The organism is Streptomyces sp. NPDC005799, from assembly GCF_040630525.1.
Classification (GTDB): domain Bacteria; phylum Actinomycetota; class Actinomycetes; order Streptomycetales; family Streptomycetaceae; genus Streptomyces; species Streptomyces griseorubiginosus_B.
The window spans coordinates 39,230-61,910 of sequence record NZ_JBEXXQ010000046.1; the positions used below are offsets into that span (position 1 = coordinate 39,230).

21 protein-coding genes and 2 pseudogenes are annotated in these 22,681 nt (G+C 69.0%); 11 read left to right on the forward strand and 12 right to left on the reverse strand.

The features are described 5' to 3' along the window. Nucleotides 1–6: 6 nt before the first annotated feature. The 8 genes from ABZ453_RS35910 to ABZ453_RS35945 all read right to left on the reverse strand — a co-directional run bounded on the left by ABZ453_RS35910 (nt 7) and on the right by ABZ453_RS35945 (nt 8,690). The gene (locus ABZ453_RS35910; RefSeq protein WP_359021772.1) at nt 7–1,047 is read right to left on the reverse strand and encodes an MCE family protein; all 1,041 of its coding nucleotides are present in this window, start codon (nt 1,045–1,047) and stop codon (nt 7–9) included. A 203-nt stretch (nt 1,048–1,250) separates the two neighbouring features. Next, nucleotides 1,251–2,288, reverse strand: coding sequence for an MlaD family protein (locus tag ABZ453_RS35915; RefSeq protein ID WP_359021774.1), 1,038 nt, complete (start codon nt 2,286–2,288; stop codon nt 1,251–1,253). Next, nucleotides 2,285–3,517, reverse strand: a complete 1,233-nt coding sequence (locus ABZ453_RS35920; protein ID WP_359021776.1) for an MCE family protein — start codon at nt 3,515–3,517, stop codon at nt 2,285–2,287. Before ABZ453_RS35920 ends, ABZ453_RS35915 begins: the two co-directional genes overlap by 4 nt. Before the next feature lie 5 nt (nt 3,518–3,522). Continuing rightward, entirely contained in the window at nt 3,523–4,326 is an 804-nt protein-coding gene (locus ABZ453_RS35925; protein WP_249839090.1) for an ABC transporter permease, read from the reverse strand. A 3-nt stretch (nt 4,327–4,329) separates the two neighbouring features. Then, complete coding sequence (locus tag ABZ453_RS35930) at nt 4,330–5,100, reverse strand: ABC transporter permease (RefSeq protein WP_359021778.1); 771 nt, start codon at nt 5,098–5,100, stop codon at nt 4,330–4,332. Further along, complete coding sequence (locus ABZ453_RS35935; RefSeq protein ID WP_359021780.1) at nt 5,097–6,035, reverse strand: ABC transporter ATP-binding protein; 939 nt, start codon at nt 6,033–6,035, stop codon at nt 5,097–5,099. The genes ABZ453_RS35930 and ABZ453_RS35935 overlap by 4 nt, the downstream gene beginning before the upstream one ends. A 519-nt stretch (nt 6,036–6,554) precedes the next feature. Continuing rightward, nucleotides 6,555–7,574 carry a sigma-70 family RNA polymerase sigma factor gene (locus tag ABZ453_RS35940; protein ID WP_359021782.1) on the reverse strand — a complete coding sequence of 340 codons (1,020 nt, stop codon included), beginning with the start codon at nt 7,572–7,574 and terminating at the stop codon, nt 6,555–6,557. Between the two features lie 114 nt (nt 7,575–7,688). Then, on the reverse strand, nt 7,689–8,690 hold the full coding sequence (locus ABZ453_RS35945) for a lytic murein transglycosylase (RefSeq protein ID WP_359021784.1): 1,002 nt from the start codon (nt 8,688–8,690) through the stop codon (nt 7,689–7,691). A gap of 258 nt (nt 8,691–8,948) precedes the next feature. Between ABZ453_RS35945 and ABZ453_RS35950 the strand changes: the two are divergent. Next, nucleotides 8,949–9,637, forward strand: a pseudogene (locus ABZ453_RS35950) (IS5 family transposase); the annotation flags it as partial. Here the strand turns inward: ABZ453_RS35950 and ABZ453_RS35955 are convergent. Further along, the gene (locus ABZ453_RS35955) at nt 9,542–10,000 is read right to left on the reverse strand and encodes a helix-turn-helix domain-containing protein (RefSeq protein WP_359021786.1); all 459 of its coding nucleotides are present in this window, start codon (nt 9,998–10,000) and stop codon (nt 9,542–9,544) included. The pseudogene ABZ453_RS35950 and the gene ABZ453_RS35955 overlap by 96 nt on opposite strands. A gap of 73 nt (nt 10,001–10,073) precedes the next feature. Here ABZ453_RS35955 and ABZ453_RS35960 point away from each other — a divergent pair, with 73 nt between their 5' ends. Then, nucleotides 10,074–10,757 (forward strand): NAD(P)-binding domain-containing protein, encoded by a 684-nt coding sequence (locus ABZ453_RS35960; protein ID WP_359021788.1) that lies wholly within the window; start codon nt 10,074–10,076, stop codon nt 10,755–10,757. Nucleotides 10,758–10,872: 115 nt separating this feature from the next. Here ABZ453_RS35960 and ABZ453_RS35965 read toward each other — a convergent pair whose 3' ends face one another. Together ABZ453_RS35965 and ABZ453_RS35970 are read right to left on the reverse strand one after the other, a co-directional pair. Next, nucleotides 10,873–11,565 carry a response regulator gene (locus ABZ453_RS35965; RefSeq protein ID WP_359021790.1) on the reverse strand — a complete coding sequence of 231 codons (693 nt, stop codon included), beginning with the start codon at nt 11,563–11,565 and terminating at the stop codon, nt 10,873–10,875. Continuing rightward, on the reverse strand, nt 11,562–13,211 hold the full coding sequence (locus tag ABZ453_RS35970; protein ID WP_359021792.1) for an ATP-binding protein: 1,650 nt from the start codon (nt 13,209–13,211) through the stop codon (nt 11,562–11,564). Before ABZ453_RS35970 ends, ABZ453_RS35965 begins: the two co-directional genes overlap by 4 nt. 98 nt (nt 13,212–13,309) lie before the next feature. On the opposite strand from ABZ453_RS35970, the gene ABZ453_RS35975 reads away from it, so the two are divergent. The 5 genes and pseudogenes from ABZ453_RS35975 (at nt 13,310) to ABZ453_RS35995 (ending at nt 18,205) form a co-directional block, all read left to right on the forward strand. Continuing rightward, a complete protein-coding gene (locus ABZ453_RS35975; RefSeq protein ID WP_359021794.1) occupies nt 13,310–14,296 on the forward strand; it encodes a tripartite tricarboxylate transporter substrate binding protein in 987 nt (328 codons plus the stop codon). A 101-nt stretch (nt 14,297–14,397) separates the two neighbouring features. Next, a pseudogene (locus ABZ453_RS35980) lies at nt 14,398–15,843 on the forward strand (gluconate:H+ symporter). 582 nt (nt 15,844–16,425) lie between these two features. Then, nucleotides 16,426–16,614 carry a hypothetical protein gene (locus tag ABZ453_RS35985; protein WP_359021796.1) on the forward strand — a complete coding sequence of 63 codons (189 nt, stop codon included), beginning with the start codon at nt 16,426–16,428 and terminating at the stop codon, nt 16,612–16,614. Next, the gene (locus tag ABZ453_RS35990; protein ID WP_359021798.1) at nt 16,611–17,252 is read left to right on the forward strand and encodes a cytochrome b N-terminal domain-containing protein; all 642 of its coding nucleotides are present in this window, start codon (nt 16,611–16,613) and stop codon (nt 17,250–17,252) included. Before ABZ453_RS35985 ends, ABZ453_RS35990 begins: the two co-directional genes overlap by 4 nt. Continuing rightward, nucleotides 17,249–18,205 (forward strand): hypothetical protein, encoded by a 957-nt coding sequence (locus ABZ453_RS35995; RefSeq protein WP_359021800.1) that lies wholly within the window; start codon nt 17,249–17,251, stop codon nt 18,203–18,205. The genes ABZ453_RS35990 and ABZ453_RS35995 overlap by 4 nt, the downstream gene beginning before the upstream one ends. A gap of 218 nt (nt 18,206–18,423) precedes the next feature. Here ABZ453_RS35995 and ABZ453_RS36000 read toward each other — a convergent pair whose 3' ends face one another. After that, nucleotides 18,424–18,642: a hypothetical protein gene (locus ABZ453_RS36000; RefSeq protein ID WP_359021802.1), complete on the reverse strand. Its 219-nt coding sequence runs from the start codon at nt 18,640–18,642 to the stop codon at nt 18,424–18,426. A 412-nt stretch (nt 18,643–19,054) separates the two neighbouring features. Here ABZ453_RS36000 and ABZ453_RS36005 point away from each other — a divergent pair, with 412 nt between their 5' ends. The 4 genes from ABZ453_RS36005 (at nt 19,055) to ABZ453_RS36020 (ending at nt 22,240) form a co-directional block, all read left to right on the forward strand. Further along, nucleotides 19,055–19,291, forward strand: a complete 237-nt coding sequence (locus ABZ453_RS36005) for a transposase (RefSeq protein WP_359021804.1) — start codon at nt 19,055–19,057, stop codon at nt 19,289–19,291. A gap of 13 nt (nt 19,292–19,304) precedes the next feature. Beyond that, nucleotides 19,305–19,448: a hypothetical protein gene (locus ABZ453_RS36010; RefSeq protein WP_359021806.1), complete on the forward strand. Its 144-nt coding sequence runs from the start codon at nt 19,305–19,307 to the stop codon at nt 19,446–19,448. Nucleotides 19,449–19,659: 211 nt separating this feature from the next. Then, nucleotides 19,660–20,580 (forward strand): DUF2236 domain-containing protein, encoded by a 921-nt coding sequence (locus ABZ453_RS36015; RefSeq protein WP_359021808.1) that lies wholly within the window; start codon nt 19,660–19,662, stop codon nt 20,578–20,580. Nucleotides 20,581–20,746: 166 nt separating this feature from the next. Beyond that, nucleotides 20,747–22,240, forward strand: a complete 1,494-nt coding sequence (locus ABZ453_RS36020; protein WP_359021809.1) for a serine/threonine-protein kinase — start codon at nt 20,747–20,749, stop codon at nt 22,238–22,240. Nucleotides 22,241–22,681: the final 441 nt, after the last annotated feature.

Here is a 22,681-nt window from a genome sequence, read left to right on the forward strand (position 1 = left end):
TCCTCCTCACTGTCCGTCTCCCGTCTTCGGGACCACCGGAGCGGCGACGAGGTTCTGGACGTAGGAGTCGAACCAGCGGCCGTTTCCGAGGGTGTTGGTGAAGACCCGGACGTACGGCGCGAGCAGCTTCACGCTGCGATCCAGGCTGGACTGGTTGCGTTCGAGCATCTGCACCACACGGTTCAGGCCCCTGAGGGCGGGCCCGATCTCCTTGTCGTTGTCGTCGACCAGGCCGGAGAGCTCGATGCCGAGCGTGGCCGAGGTCTTCAGCAGCTTGTGGATCGCCGTACCGCGCTTGCTGATCTCCTTGAACAGGCTGTTGCCGTCCTTGACGAGGGCGGTGAAGTCCTGGGAGCGGTCAGCGAGTACACCGGTGGTGCCGTTGGCGTGGTCGAGGAGTTCACCGAGGGCCTTGTCGCGCGAGGCCACCGTGCGGGAGATCCGCGACAGGCCCTTGATGGAGGCGCGTACCTCGGCGGGCGAGTCCTGGAAGGTGGTGGAGATGGTGTCCAGGGCTTTCGCCAACTGCTCGGTGTCGACCTTCTCCGATGTGGTGGTGAGGTCGCTGAAGGCCTGCACGACGTCGTACGCCGCCACCGTGCGCCGCAGCGGTATCTCGCTGCCGGGGCTCAACTGGCCCGGCCCCTTCGGCTGCAGGGCCAGGTACTTCGCGCCGAGGATCGTCTTGACCCGGATCGACGCACCGGTCTGCGTGCCGAAAGCCGGGTCGCCCTTGACCTTGAAGGTCACCTTGACGTGGTCGCCGTCCAGGTCGACGTCCTTGACCTTGCCGACCTTCACTCCGGCGATCCGCACCTCGTCGCCGGGCTTGAGACCGCCGGCCTCCGAGAAGGCCGCGCTGTACGTCTTTCCGTCACCGATGAAGGGGAGGCTGTCGGCATTGAACGCGGCCACCGTCAGCAGCGCCAGGACGGTGAGACCCACGGCACCGATGACGACCGGGTTGCGCTCGCGGAAGGGGATCAGGCGGGGGCGCCGGAGCCGTATGCGCGGGAGCCTGGGCGGGTCGATGCGGACCTTCATCATCGGCTGAGGCTTCGGCTGCGGCTTGCCGGGGCGTGGTGCACGCCGGGGAAGCCGTGGTCTGGGCAGCTTCGGCGGGTCGATGCGGACCTTCATCAGGGGTTCCGGTCTGCTACGGCGAGGTGCCCGACGGGGGAGCCGCAGGGTCGGCAGCTTCGGCGGGTCGATGCGCACCTTCATCAGAGGCTTTGGGCGCTGCTTGCGCGTCACGATCCGCACCTCGCCTTCGCCACGTGCATGTCGGGGCTCAGCACCTGCATCGTCTTCGGCAGCACGATCCGGCCGTCGAAGTCGCAGAGATAGAAGTTGAACCACGAGCCGTACGACGCGGTCCCCGTCAGTGCGTTGAGCTTGTTCGGCAGCCGCTTCAGCACGCCCTCCACGGTCTTGTCGTTGTCGTTCAACGTCGCGGTGAGATCGGTCAGTCGGGCGATGTCGGTCTTCAGCGGCGGCCGCGCGTCCGTGAGCAGCCCCGAGGTGGCGTCCGTCAGATCGCCGATGTTCACCAGCGACTCGCCGATCGGCTTGCGGTCTGCGGACAGTCCGGAGATCACCCGCCGCAGCTGCTTGAGCAGCCCGGAGAAGCGGGTGCCGCGCTTGTCCAGCGTCCCCAGCACGGTGTTGAGGTTGTCGATCACCGAGCCGATCAGCTTGTCGCGGTCGGCGAGCGTCGTGGTGAGCGAAGCCGTGTGCACCAGAAGGCTGTTGACGGTGCCGCCCTCGCCCTGCAGCGTCTTGATGATCTCGGTGGCGAGCTGGTTGACGTCCTGCGGGCTGAGCGCGGCGAACAGCGGTTTGAAGCCGTTCAGCAGGGCGTTGAGGTCCAGCGCGGGCTGCGTGCGCTTCAGCGGGATGGTGGCCCCGGGCCTCAGCCGGGTGCCGTCGCCCGCGCCCTCGGTCAGGGCGACGTAGCGCTGTCCGACCAGGTTGCGGTAGCGGATGACCGCATGGGTGCTGGTGAGCAGCGGCCGGTCCGCGCCGACGGTGAAGGTGATCTCCGCCAGCGTCCGGTCCTTGATCCGGATGCCCTCGACCTCGCCGACCCGCACCCCGGCGACCCGGATGTCGTCGCCCTTCTCCAGGCCGGTGACATCGCTGAAGACGGCACGATACGTGCGCTCAGGGGTGAAGGAGACGTTGACGATGGTGGCGGCCAACAGGGCCGTCGCCGCGATCGTGACCAGCGCGAAGACGCTGAACTTGACGAGGGGGGCCGCGGTCTGCCGCGCCGGGGTGGTCCTCATGCCACACTCACCGCCGTCCCGCGCGCCATCGGCCCGAACAGCAGGGTCGCGACCGGCGGCACCTCGTCGGCCGGCACGCCCATCACCGGCGACACCAGCGATCCGACAGCCCGCTGCTCGGCCCGGGTGGCGGAGACGCCGGGCAGGGACGAACTGTCTTGCTTCGAGCCGTCGTTGAGGTGCGCTCCGGGGGACGGCACATGCGGGCTGGGCAGATCACGGCAGTTCGGCCCCGAGTGCTCGCCGTAATGCGGCTCTTCCCCGGGCTGGTAGGCGCCCCGCTGTCGGACGGCTTCGAGCGTGATGTGCATCCTGCCGCCCCGGAATGCCTGATCGGAGACCTGTTCCTCGTGGACCAAGCCGGCCAGGAGGCACGGGTACTCGGGGGAGTAGCGGGCGAAGAGTTCCAGGGTGGGGCGGGAGACCCGGCCGAGGGTGATCAGCCGGTCGCCGTTCGCGTCGAGGAAGTCGTCCGCGGTGTCCGCGACCGTCGCCGTCGTGGTGAGCGCGGTCGCGAGCCGGTCCCGCTCCTCGACCAGCGTGCGGCTGGTGGTGACGGTGTTGCGCAGGATGTCCATCAAGTCGGGGGCCGCATCGCCGTACACCTTCGCGACGTCGGCCAGACGGGCGAAGTCCTCGGTGAGGGACGGCAGATGGGGATTGAGGCGGTGCAGATAGACCTCCACGCGTGTGAGGTTGTCGCCGATCCGGTCGCCGCGGCCCTCGAGGGCGGTGGCGAAAGCGGAGAGCGTGGCGTTGAGCTTGCCGGGCTGCACGGTCCGCAGCAGCGGCAGCAGGTCGTTCATCAGCTGCTGCACCTCGATGCCGACGCGGGTGCGGTCCTGGGTGATGACGTCGCCGGCGCGGATGGACCGGGCCGAGGTGTCCGCGGGCGCGACCAGGTCGACGTACTTCTCGCCGAACAGCGTCTTCGGCAGCAGGCGTGCCCGCACATCGGAGGGGATGTCGGCGACGTACTGGGGCTTGAGCGCGATGTCGAGCGTCGCCTTCGTCCCGTCGGCGTGCACCGAGCGCACCTCGCCGACCAGCAGGCCGCGCAGCTTGACGTCGGCGTGCGGGTCGAGCTGGTTGCCGAGGCCGTCGGCCTCCAGCTTGATCCGCACGACCGGGGTGAACGCCTGCTGATACACCGCGACGGACAGCGACAGCAACAGTGCGAGGACGGCAAGAAACACCACGCCGTACAACCGCAGTCTCACTACCCTCATACGCGTCACCCCGCAATCCGTACGGTCGTGTTGGCGCCCCAGATCGCCAGCGACAGGAAGAAGTCGAGGACGTTGATCGCCACGATCGAGGTCCGCACCGCGCGGCCCACCGCGACGCCGACGCCCGCCGGGCCACCGCTCGCGTAGTAGCCGTAGAAGCAGTGCACGAGGATGATCAGGACGGCGAAGACGAGTACCTTGCCGAAGGACCACAGGACGTCGACCGGCGGCAGGTACTGGGAGAAGTAGTGGTCGTAGGTGCCCGCCGACTGGCCGTAGTAACCGGTGGTGATGGTGCGGGCGGCGAGGTACGAGGACAGCAGGCCGATCACATACAGCGGGATCACGGCGACGAAACCGGCGATCATCCGCGTGGTCACCAGGAACGGCAGCGAGGGCACGCCCATGACCTCCAGGGCGTCGGTCTCCTCGCTGATCCGCATCGCGCCGAGCTGGGCGGTGAAGCCCGCGCCGACGGTCGCGGAGAGCGCGAGTCCGGCCACCAGGGGTGCGATCTCCCGAGTGTTGAAGTACGCCGACAGGAACGCCACGAAATTGGAGGTGCCCAGCTGGTTCAGCGCGGCGTATCCCTGCAGGCCCACCTCCGTCCCGGTGAAGAACGACAGGAACGCGATGACGCCGACCGTGCCGCCCACGACCGCGAGGGCGCCGCGGCCGAAGCTCACCTCGGCGAGCAGCCGCAGGATCTCCTTCTTGTAGCGCCGCAGCGTGCGGCCCGTCCAGGCCAATGAGCGGCCATAGAAGGAGAGTTGGCGCCCCAGCGCCTCGAGAGTGTCGAACAGCGCCATGCCTCAGCCCCTCTGTGGGACGACTTGGAAGTACACCGCGGTCATCACGAAGTTCGTCACGAACAGCAACATGAAGGTGATTACCACGGACTGGTTCACGGCGTCGCCCACACCCTTCGGGCCGCCCTTCGCGGTAAGTCCCTTGTACGAGGCGACGATCGCCGCGATCGCCCCGAAGACGAGTGCCTTGATCTCGGCCGCCCACAGGTCGGAGAGCTGAGCGAGGGTGGTGAAGGAGGCGAGGTAAGCGCCCGGCGTGCCGTTTTGCAGAACGACGTTGAAGAAGTAGCCGCCGGCGACGCCGACCACGGACACCAGACCGTTGAGCAGTACGGCGACCACCATGGACGCGAGCACCCGCGGCACGACCAGCCGGTGGACGGGGTCGATGCCGAGGACCTGCATCGCGTCGATCTCCTCGCGGATCTTCCGTGCCCCGAGGTCCGCGCAGATCGCCGTGCCGCCCGCGCCCGCGATCAGCAGCGCGGTGACGATCGGCGAGGCCTCGCGCAGTACGGCGAGGACCGAGGCGGCGCCCGAGAACGACTGGGCGCCGAGCTGTCGCGTCAGACTTCCGATCTGCAGCGCGATGACGGCGCCGAAGGGGATGGAGACGAGGGCGGTCGGCAGGATGGTGACGCTCGCGATGAACCAGGCCTGCTGGATGAACTCCCTTGCCTGGAACGGCCGTCGGGGCATCGTCCGGGCGACGTCCAGCGCCATCGCGAACAGGTTTCCCGACTGCCGCAGCGCACCGGTCGGTGACAGTCTCATAGGTCCGCCACCGCCTTCCGCCGCCGCAGCTCCGCTTCTCGCTCGGCGATCGCGTCCCAGCGGGGCGGTCGGAGGATGCCTGGGCCCGGCAGCAGGCGGGGAGTCAGAGCCTGGCTGCCGGGAGTCTGTGTGTTGCCCAGTTGGGCCAGCTCCTGCTCGATCTGGGCGGCGTCCTTCTCCTCCGCCATGCCGATCGGGCCCTGCATACGCCCGTTCAGGAACTGCCGCACGACCGGCTCGTCACTGGTCAGCAGTTCTTCCCGTGGGCCGAAGATGACCAGCTCGCGCCGGAACAACAGGCCGATGTTGTCGGGGACCTGGCGGGCAGAGGCGATGTCGTGGGTGACGATCAGGAAGGTCGCGTGGATCTGCGCGTTGAGGTCGACGATGAGCTGGTTGAGATAGGCGACTCGGACGGGATCGAGGCCGGAGTCGGGCTCGTCGAAGAGGATGATCTCGGGGTCGAGGACGAGGGCGCGTGCGAGCCCGGCCCGTTTCCGCATCCCGCCGGATATCTCGCCGGGGAGTTTCCGCTCCGACCCGATCAACCCGACCATCTCCATCTTCTCCAGCACGATGCGGCGGATCTCGCTCTCGGACTTGCGGGTGTGCTCGCGCAGCGGGAACGCGATGTTGTCGTAGAGATTCATCGAGCCGAACAGTGCGCCGTCCTGGAACAGCACGCCGAACAGCTTCCGCACCTCGTACAACTCGTGCTCGCGAAGCTTCGTGATGTCCCGCCCCGCGATGCGCACGCTGCCGCGGTCCGGCTTCAGCAGCCCGACGAGCGTCTTGAGGAACACCGACTTGCCGGTGCCGGAGGGGCCGAGCATGACGGACACCTCCCCGGCGGGCAGCGTCAGCGACACGTCCTGCCAGATGACCTGGTGACCGAAGGACTTGGTCAGCCCTTCCACACAGATCTCGACACCCATCCGGTCCACCTCTCGGCCCGTGGAGCTGCTCCGACATCTGCTCTACGGGGAGGGGCGGGCGGTCCGTCGCTCGGAAGGGAGATTTTTTCGGGTGGGTCTGCGGGGCGGAGTCTGGGCGGGTCTGAGGGGGCTCTGCGGGTCGGTTCGGGCACGGCCCGCGGACCGTTCGAGCGGGCCCGCAGGGGCGGTTCGGGTGGCCTTGTGGTGTTGATGCAGGAGGGATCGCGGCACAGGTCTGCTCGGCCCGCGGATTCCGGGACGGCCCCAAGCCCCTGCAGGTCAGTGTGTGGACGTGCGGCGCACGCGGCACCGTGCACGACCGCGACCACGAAGCAGCACGCAACGTCCTCTTCGAAGGACGCCGCATCGTCGCCGCCGGACGGGCGGAGACACTAGACGCCGCGTGGAGCGCCGGTAAGACCAGGACGAAAGTCCCGGCACAGCGCGGTGAAGCAGGCAGCCCTCGGAAGGGTCGGACGACTCAGGCCGGAATCCCTGGACTTTGGGCCAGGGAGCACGTCAAGGGGCCGACGGGAGCGCGCTCAGGGCGGAGGTCGGCAGTGAGGCGGACGGCACCGCGGGGGTGGGGACAGCGGGCGCGACCGGCGTGGTGGGCAGGTCGGGGAGTTCCGTCACCGTCGGCAGTGCGGACACCCTGGGCACGCTGGGTATCCCGGGCACCTTCGGGACCGTCGGCGCCGAAACCTGCGGCAGAGGCGGGACCGACAGCGGTACCACCTGCGTTCCGTCGCTTGGGGACTCGGCCGCCGGGGGAGTGGTCGACGTGGCCGAGGAGGCCGGTGCCTGCCGGGCCCGGCTCGTGCTGGTGCCATCGCTCCGCAGGGCCCCCGCGCCGGGAGTCACCGACGGATGCGGAGCCGTCGTGGTGGTGCGGCCCCCGTCCAGTGCGTACGGCAGCACGAACCCCGCCACCGCCAGCGTCGCCGCCGTCGACGCGACCGCTACAGCCTGTGCCTTGCCGCCGGCCTTGAGGCGCCCCCGGCCGAGCAGGAACAGCACAAAGCCGAGGGTCGCGGCCAGGGAGTTGCGCAGGGTTCGGCGGGCCCGGGCGAGCAGAGACTCAACGGTGCGGTAGCTCAGTCCCATCTTCACGGCGACCTGGCCGACGTCCAGGTCCTCCGACTTCAGCCACAGCGCCTCCGCCTGCCGGGCGGGCAGCTCACCGCTGCGCACCGCAAGCCACTTCGCCTCCGCCCGGTCGCACACCGTCTCCTCCACCGGCACCGGATCCGGCGCTATCAACCTCGGGCTGACGCGGACCTCGGCCTCGCGGTTGACCTGCCGGTACCGGTCGACGCACAGCCGCATGGTCACCGTCGTCAGCCATGCACCGAGCCGCTCCTCGTCGAGATCCGGCCGCTCGGCCGCGCGCAGCATCGCGTCGTGCACGGCGTCCTCGGCGTCCTCCTGGCTCATCGACCTGCGCCGAGCCACCTTGAGCAACTGCTCGCGGTGGCTCCACATGCGCCGCCAACGTTCGTCGGCGGCATCCATCTCCGCAGGTATCTCCGTCGCCATGAGGGCCCCTTCGCGCTCACTCGCCGGTGTCCCGGTCCGGCGGGTTGCGACATTACCGCCGGGTAGCCGCGCTTGTGGAGGGGGAGGAGGCCATCGAGTCCGCGCCGTTACTGGTCAGGGGCCGGTGCTGGGGAGCACGTCACCGACGGGGAGGTCGATACTCGGGGTGGGTACGGGAGCGACCGGTTCCGCCGTACTCCCGCTCGCCGGGCGGGAGTTGGAGGGAGTCGGCAAAGCAGAGACGGACGGCGTCGGGGCCGGGGAAGGGGTGGTGCTCGGGCGAGGGGACGGTTTCGGCTTCGGCTTCGGCCGTGAAGGCTCGGGGCCCGTCGAGGTCCGCAGCGCCGGATCCGCCGTACCCGTCGAACCGTCCGGCACCACCCGATGCCCCTCCAGGAAGTACGCGTACCAGGCCCGCACTGTCCGCAGATACGCCGCCGAGTGGTTGTAGCCGAGGATCGCCCGGTCCAGCCCGGCGGCCTCGGACAAGTCCCGTCCGGCCGCGCACAGATACCGCCCCGTAGCAAGCGCCGCGTCGAAGACGTTGTCGGGGTCGGACCGCCCGTCGCCGTTCCCGTCCGCACCCCACCGCGCCCACGTCGACGGGATGAACTGCATCGGCCCCACCGCCCGGTCGTACACCGCGTCCCCGTCGTAGGCACCACCGTCCGTGTCCCGCACGACGGCGAAGGCACCGCCGTCCAGCCGCGGACCCAGGATCGGCGTCACCGTCGTACCGTCGGAGGTCACCCGCCCACCGCCCGCCTGCCCCGACTCCACCTGACCGATCGCGGCCAGCAACTGCCAGCGCAGCCCGCAGCCGGGAGCGGTGCGGCCGAGCTCGGCCTCGGCGTGCCGGTAGGCGGCGAAGACGGTGGCGGGCACCGCTCCGCCTGTCGCCACCGACGCCGTGCCCTGGTGCCTGCGTGTGAGCGGCGGAAGATCCGTGCGGTACGGAGTGTCACCGGACACGCTCGGCCCGTGCTCTGCGGTCTCCAGAGTCGGCACGGCGGCCCGCGCCTCGGTCGCCGCTGGCGCCTGCGACGCCGTGAGCGCTGCCATCGCCGCCGCCGCGACCGCCGTAGCCCTGACACGTCTGACCCTCTGCCCTGCCATGTCCCGATCTCCTCCCGATGAGCGGTGAGCTGCTCTCGACTGCTCTACGGGGATGGGCGGCACGTCCGTCGGTGTGCTCAGGGCCTGCCGCGGATCAGCCTCCTCGGCATTGCAGCGGCACGCTTCCCCACCTCTCGGCTTCGTTCGAGCGGGGGTAGCCCCATGACCCCGTTTGGAGAGGCTGAGAGGCTCGGTTACTCGCGCCCGGCTTGATCCGCCGGGCAGGCCCTACCGTCAACTTGACCCGGCCCTAAGATCCTGTCGGGCATCCTGTTCGTGCTCTACACCGGTATTCCGTGGGAGTTCCTGCCGCAGGAACTGGGCTTCGGCTCTGGCATGACCTGCTGGTGCCGCCTGCGTGACTGGAACGACGCGGGAGTCTGGCAGCGTCTGCACGAATCACTGCTGGCCGAACTGAACGCCGCTGGCGCACTGGACTGGTTCAGGGCGGTGATCGACGGCTCCCACGTGCGGGCCATGAAGGGCGGCCCAAAACCGGACCGAGCCCGGTCGACCGTGCCCGAACAGGCTCCAAGCACCATCTGATCACCGAAGCGCACGGCATCCCGCTGGCAGTGACGCTGACCGGCGGCAACCGCAACGACGTCACCCAGTTCATGCCGCTGATCCAGGCCGTCCCGCCGGTACGCGGCCGTCGCGGACGGCCCCGCCGACGACCCGAGGCGCTGTACGCCGACCGCGGCTACGACCACGACAAGTACCGCAAGAAGGTCAAAGCGGTCGGGATCACTCCGATCATCGCCCGCCGCGGCACCCAACACGGATCCGGTCTCGGCGTGCACCGGTGGGTGGTCGAACAGAGCTTCGCGCTGCTGCACTGGTTCCGCCGCCTACGCATCCGCTGGGAGATCCGCGACGACATCCACGAAGCCTTCCTCACCCTCGGATGCGCCCTCATCTGCTGGCGGCGCCTGCGCTCCCTCTGAGGGGGACTGGGAGGCGGTGCATTCGGTTTCCTGGGCGGCCATGACCTCGTCGCCGTGGTCGAAGGCCCATGCTCCGACAGCGTCGATGGGTGCCAGCAAAGTCCGCCCTAGCTTGGTGAGTTGGTACTCAACTCGCGGCGGCGCTCCGGGATGAGCCTGCCGGTCCACCAGTCCTTTGGACTGCAGGCGTCGCAGCGTCTCGGTGAGGACCTTGGAGCTGATTCCCCCGATCTGCTCGCGTAATTCGACCGGGCGTCTGGGACCGTCGCGCAGTGCCCAGAGTAGGACGGGGTTCCAGGTGTTGGAGAGGAGGTCGAAGGCGAGGCGGGCACGGCAGTCGGCGAGGAAAGCGTCGGTCGTCACGTACCAAATGGTGCCCGACTGACCTTCTAGCGTCGGTGCAAACGGTCCGAGCAGGTCCTGGGAGGAATGCGTGATGAGAATCGGTGTACTGGGCACGGGCAGCATGGCGGACGCGCTTGCCACCCACTGGGTCCGGGCTGGGCACGACGTGGCCATCGGAGGCCGGGACGTGCACAAGGCGGAGGGGCTCGCGAGGCGCCTCGGGGGCAGCGCGAAGCCTGCTGGTCTCCGCGCGGCGGCCGAGTTCGGCCAAGTGGTTCTGGCCGCGCTGCCCTTCGGCGCGGGGGCGAGCGTGGCGAGGGAACTGCGGGCGGTCCTGGACAGCAAGGTGCTGATCGACTGTTCCAATCCGGTTGGTCCGGGCTTCCGGCTGCTGACACAGGGTGGGCTCTCGGCCGCACAGCAACTGGCCGCGGCGGCCCCGGGAACTCATGTGATCAAGGCGTTCAATCTCTGCCACGAAGACGTGTGGCGCATGTCCCCACCCATCTTCGACGGGCGACCACTGGCCGTTCCGGTCTGCGGAGACGACGAAACGGCCCTCGCGCTTGTGCACCAGCTGGTGCGGCATGCCGGCTGCGAGCCCGTGGCCGGCGGCGGTCTCGAACGAGCCGGACTCCTGGAAGCGACCGCCGCGGTCTTCATCGGGCTATGGGTCGGGGAGGGAGCCGATGTCCAAGCAATCGCACCCCCGCTGGCCTATGCCACCGGACCGAGACACGAGGAGCCAGAAGACGTCGAAAAGTCCTTTTGTTAGGGGTTCTAAAGGACCGGGCTTGGAGGTAGCGCCCAACTGGCTGCTGGGTGGGCTCCTCCGTCCAGGCGCCCCTATGGGGTGCCCGCGTGAACGTACGCTCGGCAGCACCCATCGCTCAGTCTCGCCAGCCATAGCGCCGCTCGGGCCGGCCGGCGGCGCCGTAACGCAGGGAGACATCCGCTGTGCCGGTGGTGTGGAAGTGCTCCAGGTAACGGCGGGCGCTGACACGGGAGATACCGGTGGCGGCCGCGCATTCGGCGGCCGACAGGGTGCCGTCCGCATCGCGAAGCGTGCGTTCGACGAGCTCGGCGGTCTCCACGCTCAGGCCCTTCGGGAGTCTGGCGACAGCAGCGGGGACAGGCCCTGCGGACAGAGCCCGGTCGATGTCGGCCTGGCCGCGCACCACCGTGGTGAGAAGCCGGCCGCGCCGTGCGGCGTACCGGTCCAGGCGGGGCTTCAGGTCCTCATAGTCGAAGGGTTTGAGCAGGTAGTCCACAACACCGTGGCGGACCGCGCCGCGCACGGTGTCGGCCTCGCGCGCGGCGCTGATGACCATGATGTCGCAGTCGTGTCCCGCGGTGCGCAGCCGCGGGATGACGTCCAGGCCGAAGACATCGGGCAGATAAAGATCGAGGAGAACGAGATCCGGGCGCAGTTCGTCGACGGCGGTGATGGCCTGCTCACCAGTGCCCGCGGTGCCGACGACCCTGAACGGAGGCACCCTCTCGACGAAGGTGCGGTGGACCCGAGCCACCATGAAGTCGTCGTCGACGACGAGAACGTCGATCGTGCCGGAGGTGTCCGTCAATGTGCTGCTGCTTCCTCGATCGCTCGCGTTGAGTGGCTCACGGACATGCGCGCGGTGAACCGGGCGCCTTCGGCGGTGTTGGTCACCCTGATCTCCCCGCCACGTCGTTCACAGACGAGCTGGGTGAGGGCCAGGCCGATGCCCCGCTCGCCCTCCGCGGCGGCCTTGGTGGTGAAACCGTGGTGGAAGACCTCCTGGGCGAGTTCGGGAGCTACGCCCGGGCCCGAGTCGCACACCACGATCTCCACGCTGGAGGCGTCCTGCCGGAGTTCGACCTCGATCCAGGGTTGCCGGTCGTCGAGGTCGCTTCCGGCTGCGGCGTCGATGGCGTTGTCGACCAGGTTGCCGACCACGGTCGCCACGTCGGCGGCGTCCTCCGAGGCGAGCCGGCCGAGGGAGGTGACGTCGGAGATCTTCAGGGTGATCTTGCGTTCGGCCGCGAGGGAGTCCTTCGCCATGAGGAGGGCGGCGATGGCGGGATCGTGGATGCGGCGGCCGATGGCCATGTCCAGGGACTGGCGGCGCCGGGTGAGCGCCCGGACGTAGCGTACGACCTCGTCCTGCTCGCCGATCTGGATGAGTCCGGAGATGGTGTGCAGCTGGTTGGCGAACTCGTGTGTCTGGGCCCGTAGCAGCTCGGACGTGCTGCGGAAGGAGCCGATCTCGCGTTCCAGCCGGGCCAGTTCGGTGCGGTCCCGCAGCGTGGTGACCGAGCCGAGCAGGCGGTCGTTCTTCGTGACGGTCATCCTGTTCATCACCAACACGCGACCGTGCCGTATGACCACTTCGTCTGGTCCGTGCTCCGCTTCGGGCCGGGTGCCGGTGAGTACGTCGTGCAGACGGCCGTCGATGCCGAGCTCGTCCAGCGTCCGGCCCACGCACTCCTCGGGCAGGTCGAGCAGCTGCCTGCCCACCTCGTTCACCAGGGTGAGGCGCTGCTGGGGATCCAAGGCGACCACGCCCTCGGCGATCCCGTACAGCATGGCCTCGCGGTGTTCGGCGAGCCCGGTGATCTCTCGCGGCTCCAGACCGAGCGTCTGCCGTTTGACCCGTCGGGCCAGCAGCCAGGAGCCGGCGAGGCCCAGCCCGCTGGCGATGCCCAGGTAGGCGAGGAGATAGGAAGACGCACCACTGAGCCGCTGCCACACCGTCGGGGAGGCCTCCCCGATCATGACGATGCCCAGGGTCCGCCCCAGGTCACCGCTCGCCGCGCCAAGCACCGGCACCTGCGCCACCAGTTCGCGGCTGCCGTCCCAGGTGAGCGAGCCGGACCAGCCTCGTCCGCGGGCCACCCCCGGTCCGAGCCGCAGCCGGTCACCGATGACCGTCGGGTTGGTCGAACTGACGATGCGACCGGAGGAGTCGGCGATCGTCACGGAAGTGACCCCGGACTGCACCAGCGTGGAATGCGTCAGCGGGGCCAGCGTCTCCTCCGGCGCCGGTCGCGGGAGCTGGTTGCGCACCAGTGGATTGGCAGCCAACTGCTCGGCCAGCGCACTCACGCGGCGGCCCTCGACCCGGCTGAAGGTGGCCTCCGACTGGGCGAGCGAGAGTGCCGCGACCGCCAGTAGCACGACCACGACGATGGCGAGCTGCAGCGCCAGCATCTGGCCCGCGAGGGTATGACGCCGAAAACTGATGACCACAACGAACTCAATCTCTACTGCTGACACAAACTGGGCGGCTCGCACCACGGGCCGCACAATCATGACGTCCATCGTGACGGCAGCGGAAGAGAGGTGCCATGAGAGGTCGATCGCACGCCATTCGCGGCGCCCTCCTCGCGCTGTCACTGTTTCTCTTTGCCGGGTGCCAGGTGCTGCCCGACGGGGAATCGGCCGACACCGGGCTGCGGATCATGGTTCCGAACACCCCTGGTGGCGGATACGACACCACGGCCCGGACAGTGGCCCGTGTGCTGCAGGAGACCGGCGTGGATTCCGGCGTGCAGGTCTTCAACCTGCCGGGAGCAGGCGGCACGGTCGGCCTGCAGCGCATCGTGAACGAGCGGGGCAACGGCCAACTCGTCCTGCAGATGGGTCTCGGAGTGATCGGTGCGTCGCACGTGGCACACACGAAGGCGTCCATCATCGAGACCACTCCGCTGGCCCGGCTGGTTGAGGAGGCCGGCGCGGTGGTCGTGCGCCGTGACTCGCCCTACCGGTCGATCGACGATCTGATCGCCGCCTGGAAGAGGAACCCCGCGCGCTTGAAGGTCGGGGGCGGATCCTCACTTGGCGGCCCGGACCACCTGCTGGCCATGGAGTTGGCCAAGGCCGTCGGTATCGGCCCGCACCGGGTCGGCTACGTCGCCTACGGCGGCGGTGGCGGCGACCTGCTGCCCGCTCTCCTCGACGGCAAGGTCGACTTCGCCACCACCGGCTTCGGCGAGTTCCTCGACCAGATCGACGCCAGTCAGCTCAGGGTCCTGACGGTGACCAGCCCACGACCGATCGACGCACTGCCCGGAGTACCGACCCTCAAGGCGTCCGGTATCGACCTGGTCTTCAGCAACTGGCGGGGAGTCGTGGCGCCGCCCGGCATCAAAGGCGCCGACCGGAGGCGGTGGATCGAAGCGCTGACAGCGATGCACCGGTCCCGGCAATGGAAAGCGGAACTGCGCCGCCATGGCTGGACCGATGCGTTCAGCACCGGCGACGCCTTCGCCGCGTACCTGTCCGAACAGGACACATCAGTGGCCCGTCTCGTCCAGGATCTCGGACTGGACTGACCGGGCTGCCGCCCGCCCCTCCTGACACCAGCCGCACAACGACCCTTCTGCGCTGCGGCTCACTTCGCCATGCCCGTCACCGTCCGTCGAAAGGCACCCGCATGACCACGCACACCTGGTGGTTGCTGCTCATCCTCACCCTCGCGATCACGGCCCTGATCTGCCTCATCAACTCCCGCTTGCGCATCCATCCGTTCGTCGCGCTCATCGTCGTCGCTGTCGGTACCGGCCTCGCCGCCGGTGAGCCCGCCGCCAAACTGGTGGCCTCCCTTGAGGACGGTGCCGGCGGCACCCTCGGGGACGTGGGCATCACACTGGCCCTGGGCGCCATGCTCGGGCGCCTGCTGTCCGACTCGGGCGCCACCGACGCCCTCGCCCACGCCCTGATCGACCGCTCCAGCACCCGCAGGCTGCCCTGGCTGGTCACGGCCGCGGCGTTCGTGATCGGCATCCCGATGTTCTTCGAGGTCGGCCTGATCGTGCTGCTGCCGCTGATCTTCAGCGTGGCGCGCAGGCTGGAGGCCTAGGGCGGCACGAAGGGCTCCCCGTACGTCCTGCTCGGCGTACCGGCCATCGCAGCGCTGTCCACCCTGCACGGCATGCTGCCGCCGCACCCGGGACCGCTCACCGCCATGACCGGTCTCCACGCCGACCTGGGCCTCACCATGGTCGTCGGCTTCGTCTGCGCCGTCCCCACCGTGATCCTGGCCGGCCCCGTCTACGCCCGGTGGATCGCGCCGCGCCTTGCCGAGGTCCGCCCGGACGAGGCTCTTGTCGCGCAGTTCACGGGTGCGTCGCAGTCTGTCCGAGAGAGGTCGCCCGTCAGCGTGACGGTCGGCGCCTCTAATGCGTCATCGGCGGAAACGGACGTCACGTCACGTTCCGGGATACCGACCGGGTTGGCCGTCACCGCGGTGCTCGTCCCTGTCGCCCTCATGCTGCTGCGTACCCTCGCCGAAACGGTGCTCGACGAGACGAGCACCGTGAGTTCCGCGCTGACCTTCCTGGGCGAGCCCGTGGTGGCGATGCTCGCCGGGCTGCTCTTCGCTCTCGGCGTGACCGCTCTGGGCACGGGCCGCTCCGGCGAGGAGGTCCGCGCATCCCTGACGGACAGCCTGAAGTCCATCGCCGCCATCCTGCTCATCATCGGTGGCGGTGGTGCGTTCAAGCAGGTTCTCCAGGACTCCGGCATCGGCGACGCGATCGCCTCCGCCGCCAAGGGGGCACATCTGAACGTCATCGTACTGGGCTGGCTGATCGCACTCCTGCTGTCGCTGACCACCGGTTCCGCCACCGTCGGTATCGTCTCCGCCACCGGCATCATCGCCCCCATGGTCAGCGGAGGCGGCCTGGAGGCATCGCTGCTCGTGGTGGCCATCGGGGCAGGCTCCCTCGGGCTGAACTACGTGAACCACGCCGGCTTCTGGCTGGTCAAGGAATCCTTCGGCATGGATCTCACTCAGGCCACGAAGACACAGACCGTGGTGCAGACCCTGGTGAGCGTGCTCGGCCTCGGAATGGCACTCCTCCTGTCCGTGTTCGCCTGACGGCCACTGAGCGGTGTGCATCGTGAAGGGTGCACACCGCTCAGTGACTCAATCGGAAAAGCGCCCTCGGCTCGGTTGCCCAGCTATGCGGCGGCCAACGGCTCACAAGGCTCCCTACCGCCTTCCCTACCGGCACTTGCTGTGGCCTGGTGCAGGGTGAGGCGGCTGTCGAGGAGTCGGCCGTTCTCGTTGAGCTGGCCTGTGCGGGCAGTGGCATCGGCGTGGTTCGCAATGGGGTCACAGCTTCAGGAAGACGGCCAGTGCCACCCAGAGGGCGAGCGCGAGGGGCAGGGCGGGGTTGAGCGAGCCTTCGCCGACCTGAAGTTGCTGGTCATGGGGCAGGTGTGGGTTGTTGATCGTGTCCTCGTGCGGGTCGCGGGCGGCTGTCTGCGGACAAGATCGTCTGCCAGTTGGCGACCTTGGTGCCGGCCGGCACGGGCAGCGCCCGCGGCAGCGTGGCCGCCGGGTACGCGGGGCTGCCGTTGCGCGATTGAGCCGTTCGGCCCATGGCCGGCCCGGTCAGCAGGCCGAGGGTCGTACAAGGCGCTCTACTTGCTCTCGGACTTCGAGGGGAGCCGGCCCATGACAGGACATCCGCCATCCGTCGAGCGCGCGCTTTCCGCGCCCATCGATCTCAACGGGACTGGGCACTACGTGCACTGGGGAGTGGTGCAGCTGTCTGTCGCCAACCTCGTGGTCATCGGGGTGATGCTGGTCGTCTTCGTGGCGGCCGTACTCCTGCCCTTCCCCCGGAGGCGAGGCCGAGGATGAGCGAGGTGGGAGGAGGCTGGACCGGAGCGGTCCGGCGGCGAGCGGTGCGGGCACTGCCCCCGGACAGGCTGCTGCCGGACACCCAGCCCGCGTACATGGCCTCATGGATCTACGTCTTCGGTGTGCTCACCGTGGCCGCACTGATCGTCGTCCTGGTCACCGGCGGGGTGCTCGCCCTGAAGGGGCCCGCATGGTGGCATGTCTCGGGAACCGGCAAGTACGTGAACGGCCTGCACCTGTGGAGCGTCGAGCTGTTCATGTTCTTCATGGTCATCCACCTGTGGGGCAAGTTCTTCATGGCAGCCTGGCGCGGTCGGCGGGCGCTGACCTGGGTCACCGGTGCGGTGTGTTTCTTCGCCTCGATCGGCACGGCCTTCACCGGCTACCTGATCCAGCAGAACTTCGACTCCCAGTGGATCGCCGGGCAGGCCAAGGACGGGCTCAACTCGGTCGGCATCGGCGCGTTCTTCAACGTGCTGGACTTCGGCCAGATGCTGATGTGGCACATCGTCCTGCTGCCTTTCGCCCTCGGCCTCCTGACGGTCTGGCACATCCTGCTGGTCCGGCTGCGCGGGATCGTGCCGCCGATCGACGCCGTCCCTCCCCTGGACGGAACCGACGAGGAGGCGGCGCGATGAACCGACGCAGGCGCAAAGCCGCCGTGCCGGACCCGGCCGCCTTTCCGGCCAGGCCGTACGACCTGATCAAGGAGTTCACGATCGCGCTGGTGGTGGTCGCGCTGCTCACCGTGGGCCTGGCCGCCATCTTCTCCTCGCCCGACGTCAAGCCGGTGACGCTGGCCTCCTGGTCGAGGGCCGACGGCGCCGACTTCACCACGACCGCCGTGTCCGAGCTCGGCGGGACCAGCGGTACGGCCGAGTACGGGCCGCCGTACAACCACACGCCAGGCGCGGCCCAGAAACTCGGGCCGGTCGGGCTGCAAAGCGCCGCGGGGGTCCGCATCCCGGTGGACACGGCGAACGACTTCGTGCTGCGCCCGCTGCGTGACGCGCCCGAACCGCCCGCCGTCAGCGCGGCCCTCGCCGCCTGGGACGCCGCCCCGGCTACCCGGCACCAGGCGTGGACCTCGGCCTACTCCGACGCCTTGGCCAAGGCCAACGGCGGTGCCCCCGCGAAGGGGGACTACGGCCCGGTCCCCGTCCTCATCGCACGCCTTCTCGAACTGGCTCGCAGCGGCGCGCTGGACGGCCAGCTCCAGGCACAGGGCAAGTTCTACGAGACCAACTACACCCGCCCGTTGCTCTTCCTTTCCGATGGTTCCTACCTGGAGTCCCTTGCCCGTGCCGAGCACCTCGGCGGCGACCAGTGGGGGATGATGAACGAGACCGGGAACTATCCGGGCCAGGCGTGGCTGTGGCTCTACACGTTCTGGTATCAGATCGAACCCTTCAAGTCCTCCGGCAACGCCGACGCCCTGATCTGGGGCCTAATGGCCCTGCTCAGCCTGGGCCTGATGCTCGTGCCGTTCATCCCCGGAGTGCGATCCGTACCGCGCTGGACGCGAGTGCACCGGTTGATCTGGCGCACGTACTACCGCGAACAAGCTGTGGAACGGGACCGGCAGAAGTAATCTCCGCCTCCGGCGCACGCCCGCTGCGGGCGGTTGCACCGTTTATTCCGCTGTGAGCCTCATTGTGCCGTCACTGCTCGCCCACGTCGGCCTGTACGGCCACAAATACGCCCTCGGTCCACGTAGGAACGGTCCAGGCGAATTTCGACCCTCTGCGGGCGGCCTCCGAGTACGTCCGCGGCCTGCAGCACCAGGTAGAGCATGAACAGCGGCAGGTTCTACAACACCGCCGCCTTCGCGGTGGAGTCCATCGCCGCTGGTGGACCCATCAGGGTTGGCAGGACTACCTCGACGCTTCCCGGCTGCTGATCACCGCTGACTCCGGAAGCGACGCGCACGCGCTCGCGGACATGGTCCGCATCGATCGGGTTCAGCTGCGGCCGGTGGCCGGGGACAGCGAGCAGGCGCAGGCTGTGAAGGTCGTCGCCCGCGCCCACCAGACCCCCATCTGGAACGCACCCGCACCTTTCAGCGGCTGCGGACCACGCTGCGCGAATACTTCCCCGCCGCCCTGTCCGTCTACGCAGACCTGGAGCTGACCAGTACGGACGCCCTGGAACTGCTGGTCAAGGCGCCCACCCCGGCAGCCGGGGCGAAACTGACCCGCGCCCGGATCACCGCGGTCCTGGCCCGTCATCGCCGCCACAACCGTGACGCGAAGGCGGCCACCATCCAGACCGCTCTGCGCGAGCCGCAGCTCGGCCTGCCCGAGCCCGTCACGGCCGCCTCGCGGCCACCGCCACCGCCCACGCGCGGCTGATCATCGCGCTGAACGAGCAGATAGCCGCACTGGAAGTGCAGGTGAAGGCCCATTTTCTGGCGCACCCGGACACTGAGGTCTACCTTTCGATGCCCGGTATCGCGGAGATCACCGGTGCCCGGGTGCTCGCCGAGTTCGGAGACGACCCCACCCGTCACGCGTCCGCGAAGGCCCGCAAGAACTACGCCGGCACCAGCCCCGCCACCCGGGCCTCCGGCAAGAGCCACACCGTCCAGGCCCGCTACGTCCGCAACAACCGCCTCGCCGACGCCCTCCAGCGCCAGGCATTCGCCGCCCTGCGCGCTTCACCCGGCGCCCGCCGCTAATACGACAAGCAACGTGCCCGCGAGGCCGGCTACAACCCCCGCCCTCCACCAGCTCGGCAACCGCCTCGTCGGCATCCTCCACGGCTGCCTCAAAGCCAGAACCACCTACGACGACGCGACCGCCTGGTCGCACCACGCCCACAGCCCCGCCACTTGACACCAAGCGACATGGGTGTCTGACCTGACGGAGTGACCGGCTCCGAGGCAGGAGAGCGCCTTCGGCGAGAGTTCCGCCAAGCGCGTAAGCCTGGCACCGGGAACCCGGTTCGTCACGGCTGCGTCTCTCGGTGCAGCACCACCGACTTGGCATCAATTCCTGTAGCGGCCACGGGAGATCACCCCATGGCCTTGAGGTGGAGGAACCAACTTTGCGCCGTGGCTACAAGTGGGTGGATCGCGAGTTGGCCCGCATGGATCCGGACGCCGAGTGGGAGAGGATGATCGCGCTCTACGTCAGCCACCGGGTACCCGAGTTCGCCCTGGCGATGATGATCTATCCGGGAACCATGCACATGATGCAACCGTCGCTTGGGGCAGCCACGTTGGACCACACGCGAAAACTGGAGACGAAACCGTACCGGCGCTTCCAGGACGGCAACGACTTCCTGGTGGCCTGGATGGTGGACGGCGTGTCCAGCTCGGCGGGCCGCGCAGCCGCTGAGCGGCTGAATCGCATCCATCTGGCCGTGGCCCGAAAAACGCCGAACTTACCCGGCAACTTCGACGACATCGACGACTTCGTCTATCCGCTGGTCCTGCTGGCCACCTTTGCCCACCGACTCCAGACCACGCTGGGTCTGCCCGGTATCCCCGAACACATGCAACGCGCTTGGCACCACTGGGCGCAGGCCGTCTTCCGCATCCTGGAACGCGAATCCGGACCCCTCGCCGAGGAACCCTTCCCCGAGGACTGGCAGGCAATGGAGGAGTTCGCCCGGAAATTCGACTCCCGTCCCTACGAGCCAACCGATTCCGGGCACCGGGTCGCCACCGCGATGATGCACTTCTTCGCCGAGCGCTGGTTCCCGGCCCCACTGCATGCCTTCGGCCGTGATCTGACCCGCTACCTCGCTGGAGAACGAGTCTGCCAACTGCACCGGATCGGCTGGATGGGGCCGCGCCGCGAGCGAGTGATCCGCCTGTTCCTCAAGACGCTGTTCCTCGCCCACCGTGTGCTGCCTGACGCCCGCACACCGCTGCCCGACCGCCTCCGCCGGACCCGGCGCACCAACGCCCAGCTCAGGGAGCTTGAAAGCTACGCCCGCCAAGGGCCCTCCCGTACAAGGTAGTTGACTGCACAAGGCCATCTAAGTGCTCCGCTATGCTCGGCCGCGTTCGAAGACAACGACGCCCGGCGGGCGCCCAGGCCGCCGGAAGAGAAACGTGAGAGAGTCCGTGATATCCGGAGATAGCGATCACCAGGCGGCAAGTCGTTCGGAATCCGGCTCGGATCGAGTGATCGCCGGCCGGTATCAGCTCCACGAGGTGCTGGGCCGGGGTGGCATGGGCACGGTATGGCGGGCCCATGACCAACTGCTGGACCGCCCGGTCGCCGCGAAGGAACTGTATATCCTTGCGTACGGCGACGAGGAGCACCGCGTCCGGATCCGCCGCGCAATCCGTGAGGCGCGCGCGGTCGCCAGGGTGCCGCACCCGCACGTTGTCGGCATCCATGACCTCGTGGAGGGCGAGGACCGGTTGTGGATCGTCATGGAACTCGTCGACGGGCCATCGCTGGCGCATCACATCGCCGAGTCCGGACCGCTCGCACCGCAACACGCCGCCGCACTCGGGCTACAGCTGCTCGACGCGCTGGCGGCCGTGCACGCCGCCGGTACCCTGCATCGCGACGTCAAGCCCGCCAACGTGCTGCTGCGTCGCGACGGCAGCGCCGTCCTCACCGACTTCGGTATCGCGGCCCTGGACGACGGCGAGTTCCTGACGACCACCGGGGAACTGGTCGGCTCCCTTGAGTACATGGCGCCGGAGCGGGTGATGGGAGCGGAGGTCGGCCCGGCCTCCGACCTGTGGTCACTGGGCGCGACCCTCGCCACGGTCTGCGGTGGTCAGTCTCCTTTCCGTCGGCCCGCGCGCCCCGCGACGCTGCACGCGGTGGCGTACGAGGAACCCGCTCTGTCGGATCGGCTGGGCCCGCTGCGCCCGGTGATCGAAGCACTGCTGCGCAAGTCCCCGGACGAGCGCCCCTCGGCGGCAGGTTCTCGTTCCGCCCTGCAGCGGGTCGCGGCGGGGGAGGCGGACGCGGGGCCGCTGCCGTCGGCGACCGTGCGGGTAGCGCGGCCGACGACTCCGCTGGCCGACGCGGACACCGTCACCAGCGGCCAGGAGCGGCTCGTACCGGCCGGGGAGACAGTGCCGACGGTCCTGCACACCACATCGCTCAAGCCCACTCCCCGGCAGGCGTCCCGCTCGGCGGGCCCGAAGCGGCTGGTGTGGGCACTCGCCGGTACTGCGCTGCTCGCGGCAGGCGTCGTGGGCGGTCTCTTCCTCACCGGGGCCCTGCCGCCCAAGGATGGCCCGAGGACGACGACCGTCAGCCAGGTCGTCCAGGCGGCGAACAGCTGGCAGCCGGTGGCCGGAGTCTCCGTGCAGCGGGGGGACAAGGTCACCGTGCGCTTCGTCAGGGGACAGTGGACCGCCGACTACCGGAACTGGCCCCTGACCGGGCCGAGCGGATACGACGCCGCCACCGACAAGGCGATGTCCGGTGCGAACGGCTGCAAGGTCAAGTCCGCGGCCCCGTTCGCCTCCCTTCTGGCGCGCCTCGAGGGTGAGAAGGACTTCCCGGTTCACTCCGTCGGGCAGAGGCTGACCTTCCTGGCCGCCGGAAAGGGCACCCTGCAGCTGGGGATGAACGACACCGCCGGGTCCTGCTCCGAGGACAACAGGGGCTCGCTGACCGTGCGGGTCAGCGTCACCCACGGGTCCTGAGGGCGACGGTCAGCGACGCTCATGTCGTGCCGAGTGTGACTCCCGCGGCCGGATCGCGTGGAAGCGGTGCAGGCACAGGCTGCCCTTGGGAGGGGCCGGCGACCGGTTGAGCGGCGCCTGGGCACCAGTGCGGTGGAACGTCGGCGGGAGCTCGCCGAACGGGCCGTGTTGATTCGGAACCCCAGAAGGCATGCACGTGTCGTTGTCGAAGATGACCACTGGGACGGGGATGGGGCGGAGGGTGGCCGGGCTGCTGTCGGCGCCTCCGGATATGGTTTCGCCGCTGTCCCACGAGTATGTGTAGGTGTGCGCGGTGTTGTGCTTCTGGACGCGCTGCCCAGGGAAGCAGCGGCGGTGCGGCCGCAGTGCACGGCAGGGCAAAGTGACAATGCCGAACATCCCCCGGTACACCGCCCGCCCGTCGGCCGGTCGGCGCACGGC